This window comes from Candidatus Magnetobacterium casense (genome assembly GCF_000714715.1).
In the GTDB taxonomy this organism is placed as follows: domain Bacteria; phylum Nitrospirota; class Thermodesulfovibrionia; order Thermodesulfovibrionales; family Magnetobacteriaceae; genus Magnetobacterium; species Magnetobacterium casense.
On sequence record NZ_JMFO01000004.1, the window covers coordinates 49,467 to 65,077 of the forward strand.

Here is a 15,611-nt window from a genome sequence, read left to right on the forward strand (position 1 = left end):
AGTCCTAAGTTTTGTGGGTATTGGGATATGTGCAAGAAATAGGAGAAAAACATGCGAACAGATGTTACATTGCCGGAAGAGAATAACGGTAAAAAAATCAAACTTAGGTGGGACCCGGTACTAAATAAGACTGTCCCTATTGAGCAAGAAGTTACAGAGACAAAACAAGAGGTTATACCCCTTCAGTCTCAAGGAAACACCGAGGTCAATCTGGACTTCACAGAAAAGAAACTGGCCACAACAACAAGAACAAGGTCAGCCAAGGAAAGTACAGAGAAGAAGCCGACTACTGTCCCTTATGTTCCAAACCCGTTCTTTAAACGAGCGGCGACACTGGATCGCAGGGTAAAACTTTTTCTATGGGGGGATAGCGGAACAGGGAAAACAACATTGGCGTTACAATTTCCCAATCCCGTGGTGATAGATTTCGAGGGAGGGACGGCGCTGTATGGCGATAGCTGGGGTTTTGACGTCTTACGATCAAATTCCCCCGACGAAGTAATAGCCGCTGTGGATTGGCTGCTTAAAAGTAAGCACAACTATAGAACGCTTGTAGTTGATCCAATTACCGTGTTTTGGGATTCGCTTCAAAAGAAGTGGAGCGACATCTTTATAACCCTCAACAAGACAAGCAAGGGATACAAGTACGAGTTCTACGACCTGCAACCCAAGGACTGGCAAACTATCAAATCAGAGTTTAAAGGCTTCCTGCGTAAGCTCATGTCCCTTGATATGAACGTTATCGTTACGGCCAGAGAAAAAACTAAGTATAAAGAAGGCTCCATGATGGTTGCCATTGGTGAGACTTTTGACGGAGAAAAGTCTTTGCCGTACATGTTTGATACGATTGTTCGTCTGTATCTTGATGAGACAGGCAGACACATCGGGACATGTCTCAAGGATCGAAGTAACAAGTTGCCGAAAGGAGACTTTGAGGTATCGTATGCTTTCTTTGAGAGAATATTTGGCAAGGATAGCCTTAATCGAGCTGCAAAGTCTGTCAGTGTCATCACAGATGAACAAAAGGAGAGGTTAGAGGAACTGCTTCAAATGTTTAACGTCTCAGAGGAACAGTTACGCACAAGACTGTCTGCCTACGACGCAGAGACCATTGAAGACCTGACGTCGCAGAATGCGGTCATCATCATACAAAAACTTGAGGATGCCATCAAGAATAAAAGATAAGGAGAAAAACATGCAAGCCGTAACAGATTCAGAGATTGACAATATCCAGGAGATTGAGGTCAATGTTGACGGTTTTGAGGAAGATCAAAAAGAGGCATTGAACAAGGCACTTGCAAACAAGGTATTTATTCTGACCGGTGCCCCTGGCACAGGCAAGACTTATACGCTTAAAAAGATTATCGAGGTGTTTAAGTCACAAAAGGTTATACTTGCAGCCCCCACAGGTAAGGCGGCAAAACGTATCTATGAGCAAACAGGGATAGAAGCCTGCACCATCCCCTATGAAGATAGACATAAAGACAGCACATATTACCGTACCGATAATGCCGTGGAAGTAAGGGGTGCATTTCCGCATTGCATCAAATAAATCCTGTGTCCAAGCCCACCTACAGAGTATCACAGGGTGTCAAACCTGCCAAGTTACAGGCAGTGTAACTTGGACATGAAGGATAACAGAAACGACTAGGTTAGTGCATGAAAAAGGCCCTCATAACAAGAGAGACAACACCAGCTATCAGTATGCCCATCATCCACTTAAGTAAAAGCAGTTCGCCCCTGATGATAGCAATATCATCTCTAACCTTGGATATGTCATCCTTCGTCGCCAAGTCTCTCCGTGTATCAAGACCGGCCTCATTGATGACCTTGATAAAGGCGTCCGTGCCCTCGTCACCGAGCTTGTCTCTTAGGGCCTTTGGTATCGTTATTACACTCATGAACTTATTGTACAATCCCACATGTAAAAACGCAACCCCCAGTAAAAAATTATCCTGTTGCAATTAATCGCAGAATAATGTATACTATTTCTGTATATTGAACTTAACTAATTAATAAGGAGGACTAAGATAAGTGGTTGCTGAAGGTATAAACATAAAGTGTTTTGTGTGTGGCGCGGAGGACAAGGACCGTGTGTATCTGGAGTGCTACCATGAGGCGCAGAAAAAGGCCGTGTGTGTTCACTGTATGCCGATCCTGATACATGGGGCACACTAAACAATTGCCATAGCCGCTGCGTAAGAGAGGGGTAAGAATGGACATTAAGATTACGTTTCCCGGTGGAAAGCGTGTAAATGCCGAAGTCGATGGCATGACGATAGCAACCGATCAGTCGGTGAAAAATGGCGGTGATGGCAGCGCCCCTGAGCCGTTTAAGTACTTCCTGGCCTCAGTGGGAACGTGTGCCGGAATATATGTGCTGAGTTTCTGCCAGAAAAACGGTATCCCCACCGAAGGCATTACGCTGACTCAACACCATGAGTACGCCAATGACCCCAGTGGAAAACCATATATGGCCAAACTGTCTATAAACATACACGTGCCCAGGGGGTTCCCGGAAAAATACTATGACGCCATAGTCCGCGTGGCCGACCAGTGCGCCGTAAAAAAGGCCATCATGTCGCCTCCGGAATTCGCCGTAAAAACAGTGGTTGGTGAGTAACCCCGTGAGGCAGAAAAAACCATTTGTGAGCGGAGTGCACACCCAACTATGGTACAACCAATGGGCATAGTTGACGCCATAGGGCAGACGCCCGTGGTGAGCCTCAGTAGTCTGGACATAAACCCAAAGGTCAGACTCCTCGTAAAGCTCGAGGGCAATAACCCTGGCGGCTCGGTAAAGGACCGGATTGCCTATTACATGATCAGAGATGCGCAGCAGAGCCATAAGCTCAAAGACCACCACGTAATACTTGAACCTACCAGCGGCAACACCGGTATAGGACTTGCCATGATAGGGGCAGCGCTGGGATACAAGGTCAAGCTCGTGATGCCCGAGTGCGTTAGCCTTGAACGCAGAATGACCCTCATGGTCTACGGTGCAGAGCTTGTCCTTAGTCCCGGGGATGAGGGTACCGATGGTGCCATCAGACTCGCTCACAAAATATACGACCAGGACAGAAATGCCTACTTCATGCCAGACCAGTTCAACAATCCCGCAAACGTCAGAAGTCACTACGAAACCACAGGCAGGGAAGTCTACGAGCAAACCAACGGTGAGATAAGCGTTTTTATCGCCGGCATGGGCACCACGGGTACTCTGATGGGCGTCAGCAAAAGACTCAAGGAGTATGACTCCTCGATCGAAATTATAGGCGTAGAGCCCGTCCTGGGACACAAAATTCAGGGACTGAAAAACATGTCCGAGTCCATTGTCCCGGGCATCTACGACCCCACCAGACTCGACGACAAGAGAATCGTCAACGACGACGACGCCTACAATACCGCCAGATGGCTGGCCATGAAGGAGGGCATCTTTGTGGGAATGAGCAGTGGCGCCGCCCTCTACGTCGCCGTCAAAAAGGCACAGGAAATGACAGACGGCGTCATTGTCGTCATACTCCCAGACAGAGGCGACAGGTATCTCAGTACAACACTATTTAAGTCCATCTGCGCAAAGTGTCCACCATAACTCCTTAATATTTTACCGCTCTCTCTCCATTGTCTGCTTGCACCTTTGCATGTACATATGCGTTATCCGTGTGTTTTGTCTTTGGTTATATGGTGGTTCAATTCTTGCAAGTATATTTGTCTGCGCAGTTTGTTTCATACGCGCTGGTTACGTTGGTTTAGATTATGTTGCAAATAAACAGACAAAAATTTGACAGGTACTAAGTGGAGGCAAGGTTGATAGGCAAAGACGATTTGTCCATAGGCAAACCTTTGACATATCCAGTGTACGACCAACACGGCAAGCTGATGCTGAGGGAGGGCTACGTAATCAAGGACAAAAATGAGTTGCGGCGTATTGTGGAGTTGATGGGGAACAATCCGGCAAATTTTTTCGGCTATGCGGCAGGCTTTTCTCCGCTGAATCGTGCAAGGCACCTGGCAGACCCGGACAACGATACCCCATTTGAACTCATAGATGAGGTCTATGAGGGGCTGGAACACCTGTTTACCCAGTACAACGTCGTAGATGACTTCCAGGGTAAGGTCATGGCCCTCTGCAACACCATCCAACAGGTGTGCTACGAGGATGAGGACCTGGCCCTTGGCATCATGCTGACGGACAATGACATGCGCTATACCATAAAGCATCCCGTACACACTGCCATCATATCGGAGATAATAGCAAAACGCCTGGAGTGGTCTATCGCTAAACGCCAGGAGATGCTTGCCGCAGCCCTGACAATGAACCTCTCTGCACTCAAACTCCAGGAGGCGCTGTACTGGCAAAAAGATGCCCCCAACGAAGAACAAAAAAAGCAGATATCTGCCCACCAACACCGCACCGTTAAACTGCTACAGTCCCTCGGAGTGACCCAACAGCAGTGGCTGACGGGCGTGTTCCAGCACCACGAGGCAATTGATGGCAGCGGCTATCCCAGGGGCCTCAAGGGGGATGATATCTGCCAGACGGCACGCATCATATCCCTGGCCGACGCCTACAGTGCCATGATATCGGGCAGGGGCTATCGTCCTGCCATGCCCGCAAACACTGCCATGCGCAGCATATTCCTGGACAAGGGCACTCGTTTTGAAGAGGAACTCGGACTGTATTTTATCAAGACCATCGGCATCTATCCCCCGGGGACATTTGTACGCCTGAGCAACAACGAAATCGCCGTGGTCACATACAGGACGGAGAAGGCCAATTGTCCAATCGTACACAGCATCCAAAAGTCAAACGGCGAACACCTCCCACCCTTCAGGAGGGACACCGCAAACGGCAAGCACACCATAACAGAGGTAATCCCCCCCTCCAAGGTCAACCTCAGCATCAACCGCCATCAGTTGTGGGGATATGGGGCATTCAAAAAAATGGCCTCAGCAAAAAGACGCTACGACCGTGTACCAACAAACATCCCGGCAAAGGTCTTTGATCTCAACACGATATCCTCCATGGAGGTCTCCATCATGAACCTCAGCAAGGGTGGGTGTCTGATAAAAATCCCCATGAAACATCAGTCCAAAAAGCCACCACTGCTTAAAATAGACAGTACCTACTATCTGACTTTTAGGATACTGGAACGAACGGTTGATAATATAAAATTCACCGTCAGAAACTCCAAGATCAGCGAAGACACTCAACTCGTTGGTGGCCTGTTTACAGACCTGACAGAGGAAACCAGTACTATCATACGCCTGTACTCAAAGAAAATGATGGCCTCCGTTACCAACTGATCAATCCACCAACTGATCAATCCACCAACTGATCAATCCATGGTTAGCAGAACGCTACATAAGGACAGAGAATCTGCAGCCCCTGCCGTCGCCATACAGCGCTCAGGCAGGCATCGCTAGTTAAGAAAGAAGTACTGACCTTCATCCGGTATGCTATCGTCTCTGAAACGACAGACCTCCCAGATGCCCTCATCAACCTCAACGGCCTTGTACTGGTCATTTTTCAGGTATACGCTTCGGTCGGTTTTAACGTACAGCACTCCATGGTTTTCATACAACTCGATGTCTTCCTCGATTACGTAGGCATGTCCGGTAGTCTGCGCTGTTGCAAGGATATAGCCAATATTTGTCCTGCTTACCCTGTGTGCATCTTCAGGAACGTATTGTTTCCGTGTTAAAAAAACATCACCTTGTACCAATAGCATAACAAATCTCCTTCCCTGTCAGTGTCAGATATTGTCATCCACTGACACATTTTGTCTACTATAAAGCCTTTTTTCCTGTGCCTTAAATCTTTACTTGCCCTATTATCTGTCATCTTGGCGTTGCACTTTAACTACGATTAACAGTGCAATATTTATGCCTCCAATGGGGCCAGCCCCCTTGACTCCTTAAAAGAATTTTACCCCCCATTACTTTCCATGTGGTGGAAAAAAAACGCAACAGTGCAGTACAATAATAGGCAATCAACCATTACGATTTAAGGAGGTTTGATGAGCAACAAGGAATTGGGTGACATGGAGGAGCTGATATCCTTCCATGAGCGTGTTAACAGGCTATTCCAGGATGAGCAGGGTGAGCTGGCGTCCCAACATGCCTATACGTGGACACCGGCATTTGACATATACGAAACGGAAAAGGAGTTCGTAATCAAGGCCGATGTCCCTGGGGTAAGCGAAAAGGACATATCTTTGACCGTTGACAACGGACTGTTGACAATAAAGGGCGAACGACTGCCGGGAAAAGGCATGGAACGTGAATCGTACCATTGCATGGAGAGATGTTTTGGGAAGTTTGCCAGGTCGTTTGTGCTGCCCTCTGAGGTGAGCATAAATACGATAAGGGCGTTGCTGTCTGATGGCGTCTTAAAGGTTGAGATACCTAAGCGTGAGGTGGGGGTGTTGTCAGAGCCGTGCTCATAGGCGTGATGTCAGATACGCACGACAACCTCACAAACACACGTCTGGCCGTGGCTATATTCAACAACTGTAACGTATCAAGGGTCATCCATGCGGGGGACTTCACGTCGTGCTTTATGTTTGATGCGCTGAAGGACTTAAAGGCGGAGTTTTCCGGGATATTTGGCAACAACGACTTCGACCTCTCACGCCTGGACAAGGAGTACAGGGCAAAACTGCACATACAACCCTATGAATTCGTAATAGAGCAAAAGCGGTTTGTAATGATCCACGAGCACTTCAATATCACAAAGCTAACCCAAACCGGCTCATACGACTTTCTGATTTATGGTCACACGCACAAACCCAAAGTGGAGCAGATAGGCCGGACCGTAGTCCTAAATCCGGGGGAAACCTGTGGCTGGCTCCATAGCAATCCAACCGTGGCGTTGCTGGATACAACAACGGCAGAGACGCATTTTATAAAATTGGCATGATGTAAATTGGATTAAATGCAAAATGTGTGGCAAGATTCTTGCGATAGTTCCGATATGCACACCTGCACATGAAGGGGTCAAGGGGGCTGGCCTCCTTGCAGGGGGTTCTGAAGGGGGGCGGAGGGGGTGGGGCACCCCTGCCACAAACCGCCCCTTTCTTTCTTCACGCATAAAATTAAGCACGGATAGATACTAAACAAAAAAGGTGGTTTATGGCTTATCATGACTTAAGGGATTTTCTGAGAGTGCTCAGGAAGAGGGATTTGTTGAAGTATGTAAAGGCGGAGGTAGACCCCGTGCTTGAGATAGCGCAGATCAATGATCGGGTGGTGAAGGCTGGGGGGCCTGCGCTTTTATTTGACAACTGTAAGGGGTCGAAGTTTTCGTGTGTGGTCAATCTGTTTGGGTCTTTTGAGCGGATGGCGTTGGCGTTGCAGGTTGACAATATTGATGCAATTGGCCAGGAGATACTGGAGTTTCTGGAGCCTGATATTCCGACCAATTTCATGGAAAAACTCAAGGCGTTGCCAAAGCTCAAGCGGTTGGCCGACTTTATCCCGAAGTACGTAAAGACCGGCCCGTGCAAGGAGGTAATCAACACCGAAGTGGCAGGCAAGGTGTCTCCGACGCTCCTTGATTTTCCGATCTTACAGACGTGGCCCGGGGATGGTGGGAGGTTTATAACGCTTCCGATGGTGTTTACCAAGGACCCTCAGAGCGGGCAGCGCAACTGCGGCATGTACAGGATGCAGGTCTATGATGAACACACAACGGGTATGCACTGGCACATGCACAAGGGTGGAGCGGCTCACTACAGGAAGGCGTGTGAGCTTGGTCGGAGGCTTGAGGTAGCGGTTGTGATTGGCTCAGACCCGGCATGTATGTACAGTGCGACGGCGCCGTTGCCCGAGGGGATTGATGAGATGCTCTTTGCGGGGTTTCTGAGGAAGTCGCCGGTGGAGCTTGTCCGGTGTGAAACGGTGGACTTAGAGGTGCCGGCCAACGCGGAGATTGTCCTTGAGGGGTATGTGGACCCTGGCGAGCAGCGTCCCGAGGGGCCATTTGGCGACCATACCGGGTACTACTGTTTGGTGGACAACTTCCCGGTGTTTCATCTGAGGTGCATCACGCACCGCAAGGACGCCATATATCCGGCGACGATAGTTGGCAAACCCCCGATGGAGGACTGCTACATTGCAAAGGCCACGGAACGTATATTTCTGCCGCTGATAAAGAAGCAGTTGCCGGAGATCGTTGACATGAACCTGCCCATGGAGGGGGTGTTTCACAACCTTGCCATTGTTTCGATAGACAAGAGTTATCCCGGTCAGGCACGCAAGATCATGTATGCCCTGTGGGGGATGGGACAGATGAGCTTTACCAAGATGATAGTCGTAGTGGACAAGTGGGTGGACGTACAGAATCCCCGTGAGGTCATCTGGAGGATCGGCAACAACGTCGATGCCAAGCGGGACCTGGTCATCCTTGAGGGGCCGCTGGACGTCCTTGAACACGCCTCCGCGTTACCGGCATACGGGGGAAAGCTCGGCATAGACGCCACAAAGAAGCTGCCCTCGGAGGGTTTTACCCGTCAATGGCCAGATGACATCGTGATGTCAGCCGATATCGTCAGGCTCGTGGAAAAGAGGTGGCACGAGTACGGGATTTGATCGCACGGCAAGGTGCATAAAGCTTACCGCTTCTCCGTGTTGGCTGAAGAAGCGGTAGCAGAAGTACCGCTGCGATTGTGCGGAATCCTGATAGCAAAAAGAAGAAGGGGAGAGCCACCTTGTGCCCTCCCCTCCCCTCCATGTGCTTTCCCCGTCAATCCCCCGTGGGGATTTAACTGGAGTTTAAGCGTTACTTACTTTGTGGTTGTGGCTGCCTTGCCGGTCTTTTTCTTGAGGGAGGCCTGTGCGGCTGCCAACCTTGCAAGCGGCACCCTGTACGGTGAACAACTGACGTAATCCATGCCGGCGCTGAAACAGAACTCAACCGACTTGGCCTCTCCGCCGTGCTCTCCGCAGATTCCGACCTTCAACTTAGGCTTGACCGAACGACCTTTATTGATACCGATCTCTATGAGCTGACCTACGCCCTCAATATCGATGCTCACAAACGGGTCCTCAGGCAGCACCTTCTTGTCAACGTAGAACGGCAGGAACATTCCGGCATCGTCACGACTCAGTCCAAAGGTGGTCTGTGTCAGGTCGTTTGTACCAAACGAGAAGAAGTCCGCAAGCTCTGCGATCTTATCGGCGTTTAGAGCGGCTCTTGGAAGCTCGATCATCGTTCCGACGGTGTAATCTACCGATACGCCACCGGCCTTGACGATCTCATCGGCTACCCTTACGGTCATGTCTCTGAGTATCCTGAGCTCTTCGCGCAGGGCTACCAGCGGGATCATGATCTCGGGTTTGGCATCTACGCCGGCCTTTTTGAGTTCCACGGCGGCCTCCATGATGGCCCTTACCTGGATTTCGTATATCTCCGGATAGGTGATGCCAAGACGGCAGCCCCTGTGTCCGAGCATCGGGTTGAACTCGTGCAGGGAGGCATTTTTGGCATGGAGCTTTTCGCTCGATACGCCCATCTCTTTTGCGAGGGCGTTGATGTCCTCATCGGTGTGCGGCAGGAACTCGTGAAGCGGCGGGTCAAGCAACCTGACTGTGACAGGCTTGCCGGCCATTACCTTGAAGATGCCCTTAAAGTCCTCTTTCTGCATCGGGAGTATCTTGGCAAGTGCCTTGCGTCTTCCGGCCTCGTCATCGGAGAGGATCATCTCCCTGACGGCCTTGATTCTATCCGGCTCAAAGAACATGTGCTCCGTCCTGCAGAGTCCGATGCCCTCGGCGCCGAACTTTATGGCAACCTCTGAGTCATGCGGGCTGTCGGCATTGGCCCTGACGCCCATCTCTCTGAACTCGTCCACCCACGTCATAAAGGTGGCAAAGTCGCCCGATATCTGAGGCTCTATCAGCTTGGTCTCGCCAAGTATGACCTCACCTGTGGAGCCGTTAATTGTTACCCAATCGCCCTCGTTGACCGTGGTGCCCTTGGCGGTGAACTTCTTGCCATCGGCATCCACTGCGAGGTCTCCGCATCCTGCCACGCAGGGCTTACCCATACCTCTTGCCACAACGGCTGCGTGCGAGGTCATGCCGCCACGTGCCGTCAGGATTCCCTGGGCGGCGTGCATTCCGCCGATGTCCTCGGGGGAGGTCTCAAGTCTGACAAGCAGGACCTTTTCGCCTTTGCCTGCCCACTCTTCGGCGGCCTTTGCCGTGAACACGGCCTTACCAACTGCTGCCCCGGGGGATGCAGGAAGACCCTTTGCCAGCTTGGTGAGCTTCATCTTGGGGTCGATCATCGGGTGCAGGAACTGGTCTAATTGCGGCGGCTCTACTCTGAGCACTGCCGTCTGTTTGTCTATCTTGCCCTCTGCTACGAGGTCCATTGCGATTTTCAGGGCTGCGGCTGCGGTTCTCTTGCCAACCCTCGTCTGGAGCATGAAGAGTTTCTTCTCCTGGATCGTGAACTCCAGGTCGAGCATGTCTTTGTAGTGGTCTTCCAACCTGCGATAGATGGCAAGCAGGTCGTTGTAGGCATCGGGCATGTCCTTGGCTAATTCGTCAACGTGCATCGGTGTACGGATACCGGCGACGACGTCCTCACCCTGGGCATTGATCAGACACTCACCGAAGAACTTGTTCTCACCGGTGGATGGATTCCTTGTAAATGCCACGCCCGTGCCGGAGGTGTTACCCATGTTGCCAAACACCATCGTCTGGACGTTTACGGCGGTACCGAGGTCGTGTGAAATCTGGTTTATCTTTCTGTAGGTGATAGCCCTCTCACCGTTCCATGAATCGAAGACGGCGTTGATGGCGCCCTTGAGCTGCTCGTAGACGTCCTGAGGGAAGTCGCTACCGGTCTCTTTCTTGTAGGTCGCCTTGAACTCGGTAACCAGCTCTTTCAGCTCGTCAACGGTAAATTCGGTGTCGTGCGTAATGCCTCTCTTGGTTTTTTTGTGCTCGAGTTGGTGTTCAAATTTGTTCCTGTTGACGTTCTTGCAGATGGAGCCGTACATGGTTATAAACCGCCTGTAGGCATCGTAGCCGAACCACTCGTTGCCGCTCATTGCGATAACGCCGTTGATGGTCTGGTCGTTGATACCGAGGTTGAGTACCGTGTCCATCATGCCCGGCATGGAGAACTTTGCACCGGAGCGAACTGATACCAACAGCGGCCTCTGCGGGTCACCGAACTTGAGGTTCATGATCCCCTCGACCCTCTTGAGGGCGTCCATTGCCTGGTCCCACATACCTTCGGGGTACTGGTTGTTGTTTGCGAAGTACGGAGCGCATGTCTCCGTAGTGATAGTAAAGCCCGGGGGGACGGGTATGCCAAGATTGGTCATTTCAGCCAATCCTGCACCCTTACCACCCAGCAGGTCCTTCATATCACCGGCGCCGTCTGCCTTACCGGCACCAAAAAAATACACGTACTTTTTCGCCATAGTATAGCCTCCTGTTTAGTTTGAAATTATCTATTACTTAATCCCTTCATAAATATTCAGTATCACAGTATACAACAATTGCAAGTTATTTTACAATGGGTATTTTAATGGTTGCTAAAAAAATTTCGACAGGTATATTCCATAAAGCACTGATAGGCAGATGGTCAAAGAATCAACGTACAGAACGAACCGGCCAAACGTAGTAGCTGCTGGACTTATCGCTGGTGCGATGTAGCCAACGCCTATGCCGATGACCCACGCGCCGGACGTACTGTAAGCAAAGGAGGTAGACGACCAGTAGTAGCTAGACTGCACATTATTAAAGCCCTGTAATTTGAGCCAGATATGCGGTATACCCTTGATATCTTCAACAAGGCGACTAAACTCCTCTATACCAGGCAATCGCCAATCGGTATAGCCAAAATTCTTGACCTTACCCTCACTCGAAATACCCCTCCAGCTCCTCTACGGATGCAGACGCCTTTACCAGCCCCTTGAACCTCTCCAATGCCTCTATGGTTCCAAGCCCCCTGACACGTCCCATGAGGGCAGTCCCTCTGTCTCCGTACTTAACCTCAAGCACCATCTCTATCCCCTCAAGCAATCCCTCAAGTTTGCCTCTGCGCTCTCCCTCAAGCAGTCCTTCGTTTTTTCCCTCAACAAATGCCCATGTCTCATAATTGGACCTCATCTGCCAATACTCTCTTTTAAGGTTGTAATATCCGGCGCTTGATACGGATTCAATATCGTTATGTCATCGATAGCCCTGTCCCCGTTTAAGTCCAGCACGGAATTCAAGAAAGATATCAATATCCCCTTCTTGTTTTCATTGCCAAATATCTTCTTGAATGCTACGTCGTTTCTTACATCTACAAACTTCATAGCTTTATTATAGCATAAACACCTGGCAAATATCCCTGACACACACAGAACACACAGGGCAATCGCATTTATAGTAACAATGCCATATTATAACAAAAGCCCTGACTACTGACACACACGCTTGTCTGCGGTGCTATTTAGTTCGACAACTACAGTTTTTTCTAATGCGATTGCCCTGATCAGTATCTTTTCATCTGCTATCGCTTGACTATATGGAGTTGGACATAGTAGTCTAAGGAAATGAGACTCTCAGATGACCAAATAGATTTCCTCAAGGGTGAAATCCTGGCGATTGTACCCGATGCCATAATATATCTTTTTGGCTCACGGGCGGATAACGATAAAAAGGGCGGAGATATAGACATCATGGTACTGTCTGCCAACAGACTAACGTGGAAGGACAAGGCCACGATCAGGTGGAGCTATTTCGGGAGGTTTGGTGAACAAAGGCTTGATATCGTCTCTTTTGACTTCAACGATGAGACTCCTTTCAAAGAGATAGTGCTGGCTCAGGGTATAAGACTGTGAAGACAGAGGCCCTGATGCTAAAGGAGTTAGAACACGACCTGGGCAGATTGAACAAGGCCGTTGAGATGCTGGAGTACTCACTGCGGCAGTGCAAGAAAATAGGACTGAAGCGGGCCTATTCACTGGATGAACTTGATAGATTTGAGAGCCTTACTGCCAGGTTTGCAAGGACCAGCGACATCTATACGCAAAAAATAATGAAGGGCATAACCATCATCTTAAGGGAAGATGCAAAGACCTTTATAGACAGGGCAAACCTGTTTGAAAAACTCGATATTGCCAAAGCGGAAGATATCAAACTGATAAGAGACCTGAGAAACGAGATATCCCATGAGTACAGACTGGATGACATCACGGAGATATTTGAGGCCGTAATGGAATACAGCGATAAGTTGATAGAAGTTATAGAAAACACAAGGGCATACGTAAGGCTTCATTATTAGGTCTGAGGGGAGGGCGGAGCCGCTCCCTTTCTTTCTTCTTCTCTTTTATGGCAGATACCTGTATGTCATGTAACGCTTGCCGTAGAGGCTGCTGACGCTGTACTTGTTCAGCACGACCGCTACGGAGGCTGAGTTTGCCTTCTGCAGATTCACCAACACATCTTCCATGACATGCCTGGGACAGCGACCTGACTCTACGACGAGCAGGACAAGCCTGCCGATATCGGAGAGCAACATGGCACCATCGGCAAAGAGCACTGCTGGGGTGTCTATCACCACGTAATCGTAATGCGCCTCAAACACACCGATGAGCCTGTTAAACCTGTCGAGGTTGGCTGCCAGGACGTTGTCGGCAACCACGCTGCCTGCAACGAGCAAGTCCACGCCCTCAACGCCCTGAATCGGCACGCCCGACAAGTCCTCCACCGCCATGTCCTCAGCGACCACCGGCAAGTAATCCGACAACCCCGGCTCCCCGGAGACGCCAAAGTACGTGTGCAACGACGACGACGCACCGGCGGCATCTATCAGGAGCACCTTCTTGTCGGTGGCCGCCATGGCCCTGGCAACGTTGGAGGCAACAAAGCCCTTGCCCTCACGGCGCAGGGCGCTGGTTACGATGATCGTCCTGAGGGGGGCACTGGTGCGGTTGAGATACGTGATGCTGTTGACGACGGTCATAAACGGATGTATAAGGTCCGAGCCTATCCCGCGACGCTTCGTCCTGAGATACGGCAATATGCCAAGCAACGCAAGGCCGCTAAACCCCTTGATGTCCTCTGCCGTGGCAACCCTGTCATCCACGTACTGGTGCATCAGCGCCGCCGCAACACCAAACACGCCGGCAAGGAGCAGCGCCAACGTTAGAGCGATTGGCCGATAGGGATGCCGGTGCTTGGAGGTCGTGTGGACGATGGCAGGCTCGATCACCGTGAAGTTGGACATAGCCGCCTTCTGTGCCAGACCCATCTGGTACTGATACTGGAGGAGCGTCTTGTAGATCGAATCCGTCACCGTGGCATCGAGCTTGAGGAGGTTAAACGTGTAGTTCTTGTCTGACATGTCACGCAGTTCGTCCTCATACTTCTTTATGATCTCCGGATAGGCGCTTAGGTGAGACTCGTTCAGCGTCAACTCTATGTACTGGTCTACGAGCTTGCGCCTTACGTCGATGTAGAGGCTGTCCATGTTGAGGTTGTTGGTGTCAAAGACCTTTTCAAGCTCCTTGCGCATGAGTTCTTTAAGTGCGGCGATCTGGTTTTCAATATCGATAACACTTGGATGATTACTTGTGTACTTGGTTTTTGTCTCAGCCAGGGACAGGTTCAACGCAGTCAACCGCTGCTGATAGTGACTGAGCATTTCGGTTGTCACCAGGGATTGAGGCTCGTTGTTCTTTTCCAGTTTGTCCCACTTGAGCTGCTGCTGAAGGCGGCGGATTGCTGCATTGGACTTCAGTACCGCTATCTTGGTGCTGTAGAGGTTCTTCTTCCATGCGGCGAGGTTGTCGATGATGGCCGATACCTGTGTGTCGATGGAGATGGCGGTCTCCTTCTCCTGGAAGTTTTTGATGGCCCTGAGATTGCGCATGTGGTCAATCTTGACATCCGTGACTATGTCGGCCATGACGTCTCTGGCCTCATCAAAGGAGTCGAGGATGCGCTTGCGTTCGGCCTCCTTGATGGCCGTTGCCATGGCATTGGCGATGTCTTTGGCCTGTTGCACATCGGGGGATGTAGCCGTCACTATGTAGACGTTGGTGTCCTCATGCTGTTTGACCTTGAGGTGCGGGCGCGGAAAAATCAGCGCAACCAACGAGGACTCAAGCAGTTCCTCGGCTGTCATGTCCTTTTGTGTGTCGTCTACGTTTACACCGAAACGCTTAAATATCGGTCTCGTAAACGGAAAACGCCGCATCACCTTGTATCGCACGCGCTCACGGGTCAGGTGGAGGTCGTCGATGACCCCCTGGACGACCGGTCTTATCGTTGCGTATGCCAGGTAATCCGCCCTTTCGGTGTCGTTAAACTGAAGCAGGTCTGCGCTGAGGCCCATGGATTGGTTCAGGGATGCAGCGGCAATGGTCTTTTTCAGCATCACCCTGGCGCTTGAATCATACCAGGGCGTGATCGCAAAGGTCAAGACCGCAACAGTCAGGAAAAAGACCAGAAACACAACAATGCCCGTCCAACGTCTCCGCCACAGGATGTCTAAGAATCGCTTGAGTTCCAACTGCTACCTATCGTGAAGAAGAAAGAAGGAAGGCGGCGGAGCTTCTTTTCCGCTCCAGGGGGTGAGGCACCCCTGCCATAAAAGT

The 15,611-nt window shown here is 50.5% G+C and carries 18 protein-coding genes; 11 read left to right on the forward strand and 7 right to left on the reverse strand.

The features are described from left to right. Window positions 1-51 precede the first annotated feature (51 nt). Window positions 52-1,185, forward strand: coding sequence for an ATP-binding protein (locus Mcas_RS03080; protein WP_040334038.1), 1,134 nt, complete (start codon window positions 52-54; stop codon window positions 1,183-1,185). A 10-nt stretch (window positions 1,186-1,195) separates the two neighbouring features. Continuing rightward, window positions 1,196-1,552, forward strand: coding sequence for an ATPase, T2SS/T4P/T4SS family (locus Mcas_RS03085; protein WP_040334039.1), 357 nt, complete (start codon window positions 1,196-1,198; stop codon window positions 1,550-1,552). Between the two features lie 100 nt (window positions 1,553-1,652). Here the strand turns inward: Mcas_RS03085 and Mcas_RS03090 are convergent, their stop codons facing one another. Continuing rightward, window positions 1,653-1,901 carry an LA_3696 family protein gene (locus Mcas_RS03090; protein WP_156033062.1) on the reverse strand — a complete coding sequence of 83 codons (249 nt, stop codon included), beginning with the start codon at window positions 1,899-1,901 and terminating at the stop codon, window positions 1,653-1,655. Window positions 1,902-2,034: 133 nt separating this feature from the next. Here Mcas_RS03090 and Mcas_RS17970 point away from each other — a divergent pair, with 133 nt between their 5' ends. The 4 genes from Mcas_RS17970 (at window position 2,035) to Mcas_RS03105 (ending at window position 5,307) form a co-directional block, all read left to right on the forward strand. Continuing rightward, window positions 2,035-2,178: a hypothetical protein gene (locus Mcas_RS17970; RefSeq protein WP_156033064.1), complete on the forward strand. Its 144-nt coding sequence runs from the start codon at window positions 2,035-2,037 to the stop codon at window positions 2,176-2,178. Window positions 2,179-2,215: 37 nt separating this feature from the next. Next, entirely contained in the window at window positions 2,216-2,623 is a 408-nt protein-coding gene (locus tag Mcas_RS03095) for an OsmC family protein (protein ID WP_040334041.1), read from the forward strand. A 48-nt stretch (window positions 2,624-2,671) separates the two neighbouring features. Then, on the forward strand, window positions 2,672-3,592 hold the full coding sequence (locus Mcas_RS03100) for a PLP-dependent cysteine synthase family protein (RefSeq protein ID WP_235203267.1): 921 nt from the start codon (window positions 2,672-2,674) through the stop codon (window positions 3,590-3,592). Window positions 3,593-3,807: 215 nt separating this feature from the next. Further along, complete coding sequence (locus tag Mcas_RS03105; RefSeq protein ID WP_040334042.1) at window positions 3,808-5,307, forward strand: HD domain-containing phosphohydrolase; 1,500 nt, start codon at window positions 3,808-3,810, stop codon at window positions 5,305-5,307. A gap of 116 nt (window positions 5,308-5,423) precedes the next feature. On the opposite strand, the gene Mcas_RS03110 is transcribed toward Mcas_RS03105, so the two are convergent. Next, window positions 5,424-5,732 carry a DUF8820 family protein gene (locus Mcas_RS03110; protein WP_040334043.1) on the reverse strand — a complete coding sequence of 103 codons (309 nt, stop codon included), beginning with the start codon at window positions 5,730-5,732 and terminating at the stop codon, window positions 5,424-5,426. A gap of 288 nt (window positions 5,733-6,020) precedes the next feature. On the opposite strand from Mcas_RS03110, the gene Mcas_RS03115 reads away from it, so the two are divergent. From Mcas_RS03115 to Mcas_RS03125, 3 genes are all read left to right on the forward strand, one after another. Then, a complete protein-coding gene (locus Mcas_RS03115) occupies window positions 6,021-6,449 on the forward strand; it encodes an Hsp20/alpha crystallin family protein (protein WP_040334044.1) in 429 nt (142 codons plus the stop codon). After that, window positions 6,440-6,922 carry a metallophosphoesterase gene (locus Mcas_RS03120; RefSeq protein ID WP_040334045.1) on the forward strand — a complete coding sequence of 161 codons (483 nt, stop codon included), beginning with the start codon at window positions 6,440-6,442 and terminating at the stop codon, window positions 6,920-6,922. Before Mcas_RS03115 ends, Mcas_RS03120 begins: the two co-directional genes overlap by 10 nt. 212 nt (window positions 6,923-7,134) lie before the next feature. Continuing rightward, on the forward strand, window positions 7,135-8,592 hold the full coding sequence (locus tag Mcas_RS03125; protein WP_040334047.1) for a menaquinone biosynthesis decarboxylase: 1,458 nt from the start codon (window positions 7,135-7,137) through the stop codon (window positions 8,590-8,592). A 194-nt stretch (window positions 8,593-8,786) separates the two neighbouring features. Here Mcas_RS03125 and ppdK read toward each other — a convergent pair whose 3' ends face one another. From ppdK to Mcas_RS03140, 4 genes are all read right to left on the reverse strand, one after another. Then, entirely contained in the window at window positions 8,787-11,441 is a 2,655-nt protein-coding gene (gene ppdK, locus Mcas_RS03130) for a pyruvate, phosphate dikinase (RefSeq protein ID WP_040334048.1), read from the reverse strand. Between the two features lie 114 nt (window positions 11,442-11,555). Further along, window positions 11,556-11,891, reverse strand: coding sequence for an Lcl C-terminal domain-containing protein (locus Mcas_RS17355; RefSeq protein ID WP_081853567.1), 336 nt, complete (start codon window positions 11,889-11,891; stop codon window positions 11,556-11,558). After that, window positions 11,881-12,132 (reverse strand): hypothetical protein, encoded by a 252-nt coding sequence (locus Mcas_RS03135; RefSeq protein ID WP_040334049.1) that lies wholly within the window; start codon window positions 12,130-12,132, stop codon window positions 11,881-11,883. The genes Mcas_RS17355 and Mcas_RS03135 overlap by 11 nt, the downstream gene beginning before the upstream one ends. Beyond that, a complete protein-coding gene (locus Mcas_RS03140) occupies window positions 12,129-12,323 on the reverse strand; it encodes a PD-(D/E)XK nuclease family transposase (RefSeq protein ID WP_052566797.1) in 195 nt (64 codons plus the stop codon). The genes Mcas_RS03135 and Mcas_RS03140 overlap by 4 nt, the downstream gene beginning before the upstream one ends. 240 nt (window positions 12,324-12,563) lie before the next feature. On the opposite strand from Mcas_RS03140, the gene Mcas_RS03145 reads away from it, so the two are divergent. Continuing rightward, on the forward strand, window positions 12,564-12,851 hold the full coding sequence (locus tag Mcas_RS03145) for a nucleotidyltransferase domain-containing protein (protein WP_040334050.1): 288 nt from the start codon (window positions 12,564-12,566) through the stop codon (window positions 12,849-12,851). Beyond that, a complete protein-coding gene (locus tag Mcas_RS18635; protein WP_040334051.1) occupies window positions 12,848-13,294 on the forward strand; it encodes a hypothetical protein in 447 nt (148 codons plus the stop codon). The genes Mcas_RS03145 and Mcas_RS18635 overlap by 4 nt, the downstream gene beginning before the upstream one ends. 45 nt (window positions 13,295-13,339) lie before the next feature. Here Mcas_RS18635 and Mcas_RS03155 read toward each other — a convergent pair whose 3' ends face one another. Beyond that, window positions 13,340-15,526 carry a GumC family protein gene (locus Mcas_RS03155; RefSeq protein WP_040334052.1) on the reverse strand — a complete coding sequence of 729 codons (2,187 nt, stop codon included), beginning with the start codon at window positions 15,524-15,526 and terminating at the stop codon, window positions 13,340-13,342. Window positions 15,527-15,611: the final 85 nt, after the last annotated feature.

Coding starts and splice junctions, on each gene's coding strand:
- Mcas_RS03135 (WP_040334049.1), bottom strand. CDS start 12,132: ATGAGGTCCAATTATGAGACATGGGCATTTGTTGAGGGAAAAAACGAA.
- ppdK (WP_040334048.1), bottom strand. CDS start 11,441: ATGGCGAAAAAGTACGTGTATTTTTTTGGTGCCGGTAAGGCAGACGGC.
- Mcas_RS03095 (WP_040334041.1), top strand. CDS start 2,216: ATGGACATTAAGATTACGTTTCCCGGTGGAAAGCGTGTAAATGCCGAA.
- Mcas_RS03085 (WP_040334039.1), top strand. CDS start 1,196: ATGCAAGCCGTAACAGATTCAGAGATTGACAATATCCAGGAGATTGAG.
- Mcas_RS03080 (WP_040334038.1), top strand. CDS start 52: ATGCGAACAGATGTTACATTGCCGGAAGAGAATAACGGTAAAAAAATC.
- Mcas_RS03115 (WP_040334044.1), top strand. CDS start 6,021: ATGAGCAACAAGGAATTGGGTGACATGGAGGAGCTGATATCCTTCCAT.
- Mcas_RS03125 (WP_040334047.1), top strand. CDS start 7,135: ATGGCTTATCATGACTTAAGGGATTTTCTGAGAGTGCTCAGGAAGAGG.
- Mcas_RS03140 (WP_052566797.1), bottom strand. CDS start 12,323: ATGAAGTTTGTAGATGTAAGAAACGACGTAGCATTCAAGAAGATATTT.
- Mcas_RS03110 (WP_040334043.1), bottom strand. CDS start 5,732: ATGCTATTGGTACAAGGTGATGTTTTTTTAACACGGAAACAATACGTT.
- Mcas_RS03090 (WP_156033062.1), bottom strand. CDS start 1,901: ATGAGTGTAATAACGATACCAAAGGCCCTAAGAGACAAGCTCGGTGAC.
- Mcas_RS03100 (WP_235203267.1), top strand. CDS start 2,672: ATGGTACAACCAATGGGCATAGTTGACGCCATAGGGCAGACGCCCGTG.
- Mcas_RS03145 (WP_040334050.1), top strand. CDS start 12,564: ATGAGACTCTCAGATGACCAAATAGATTTCCTCAAGGGTGAAATCCTG.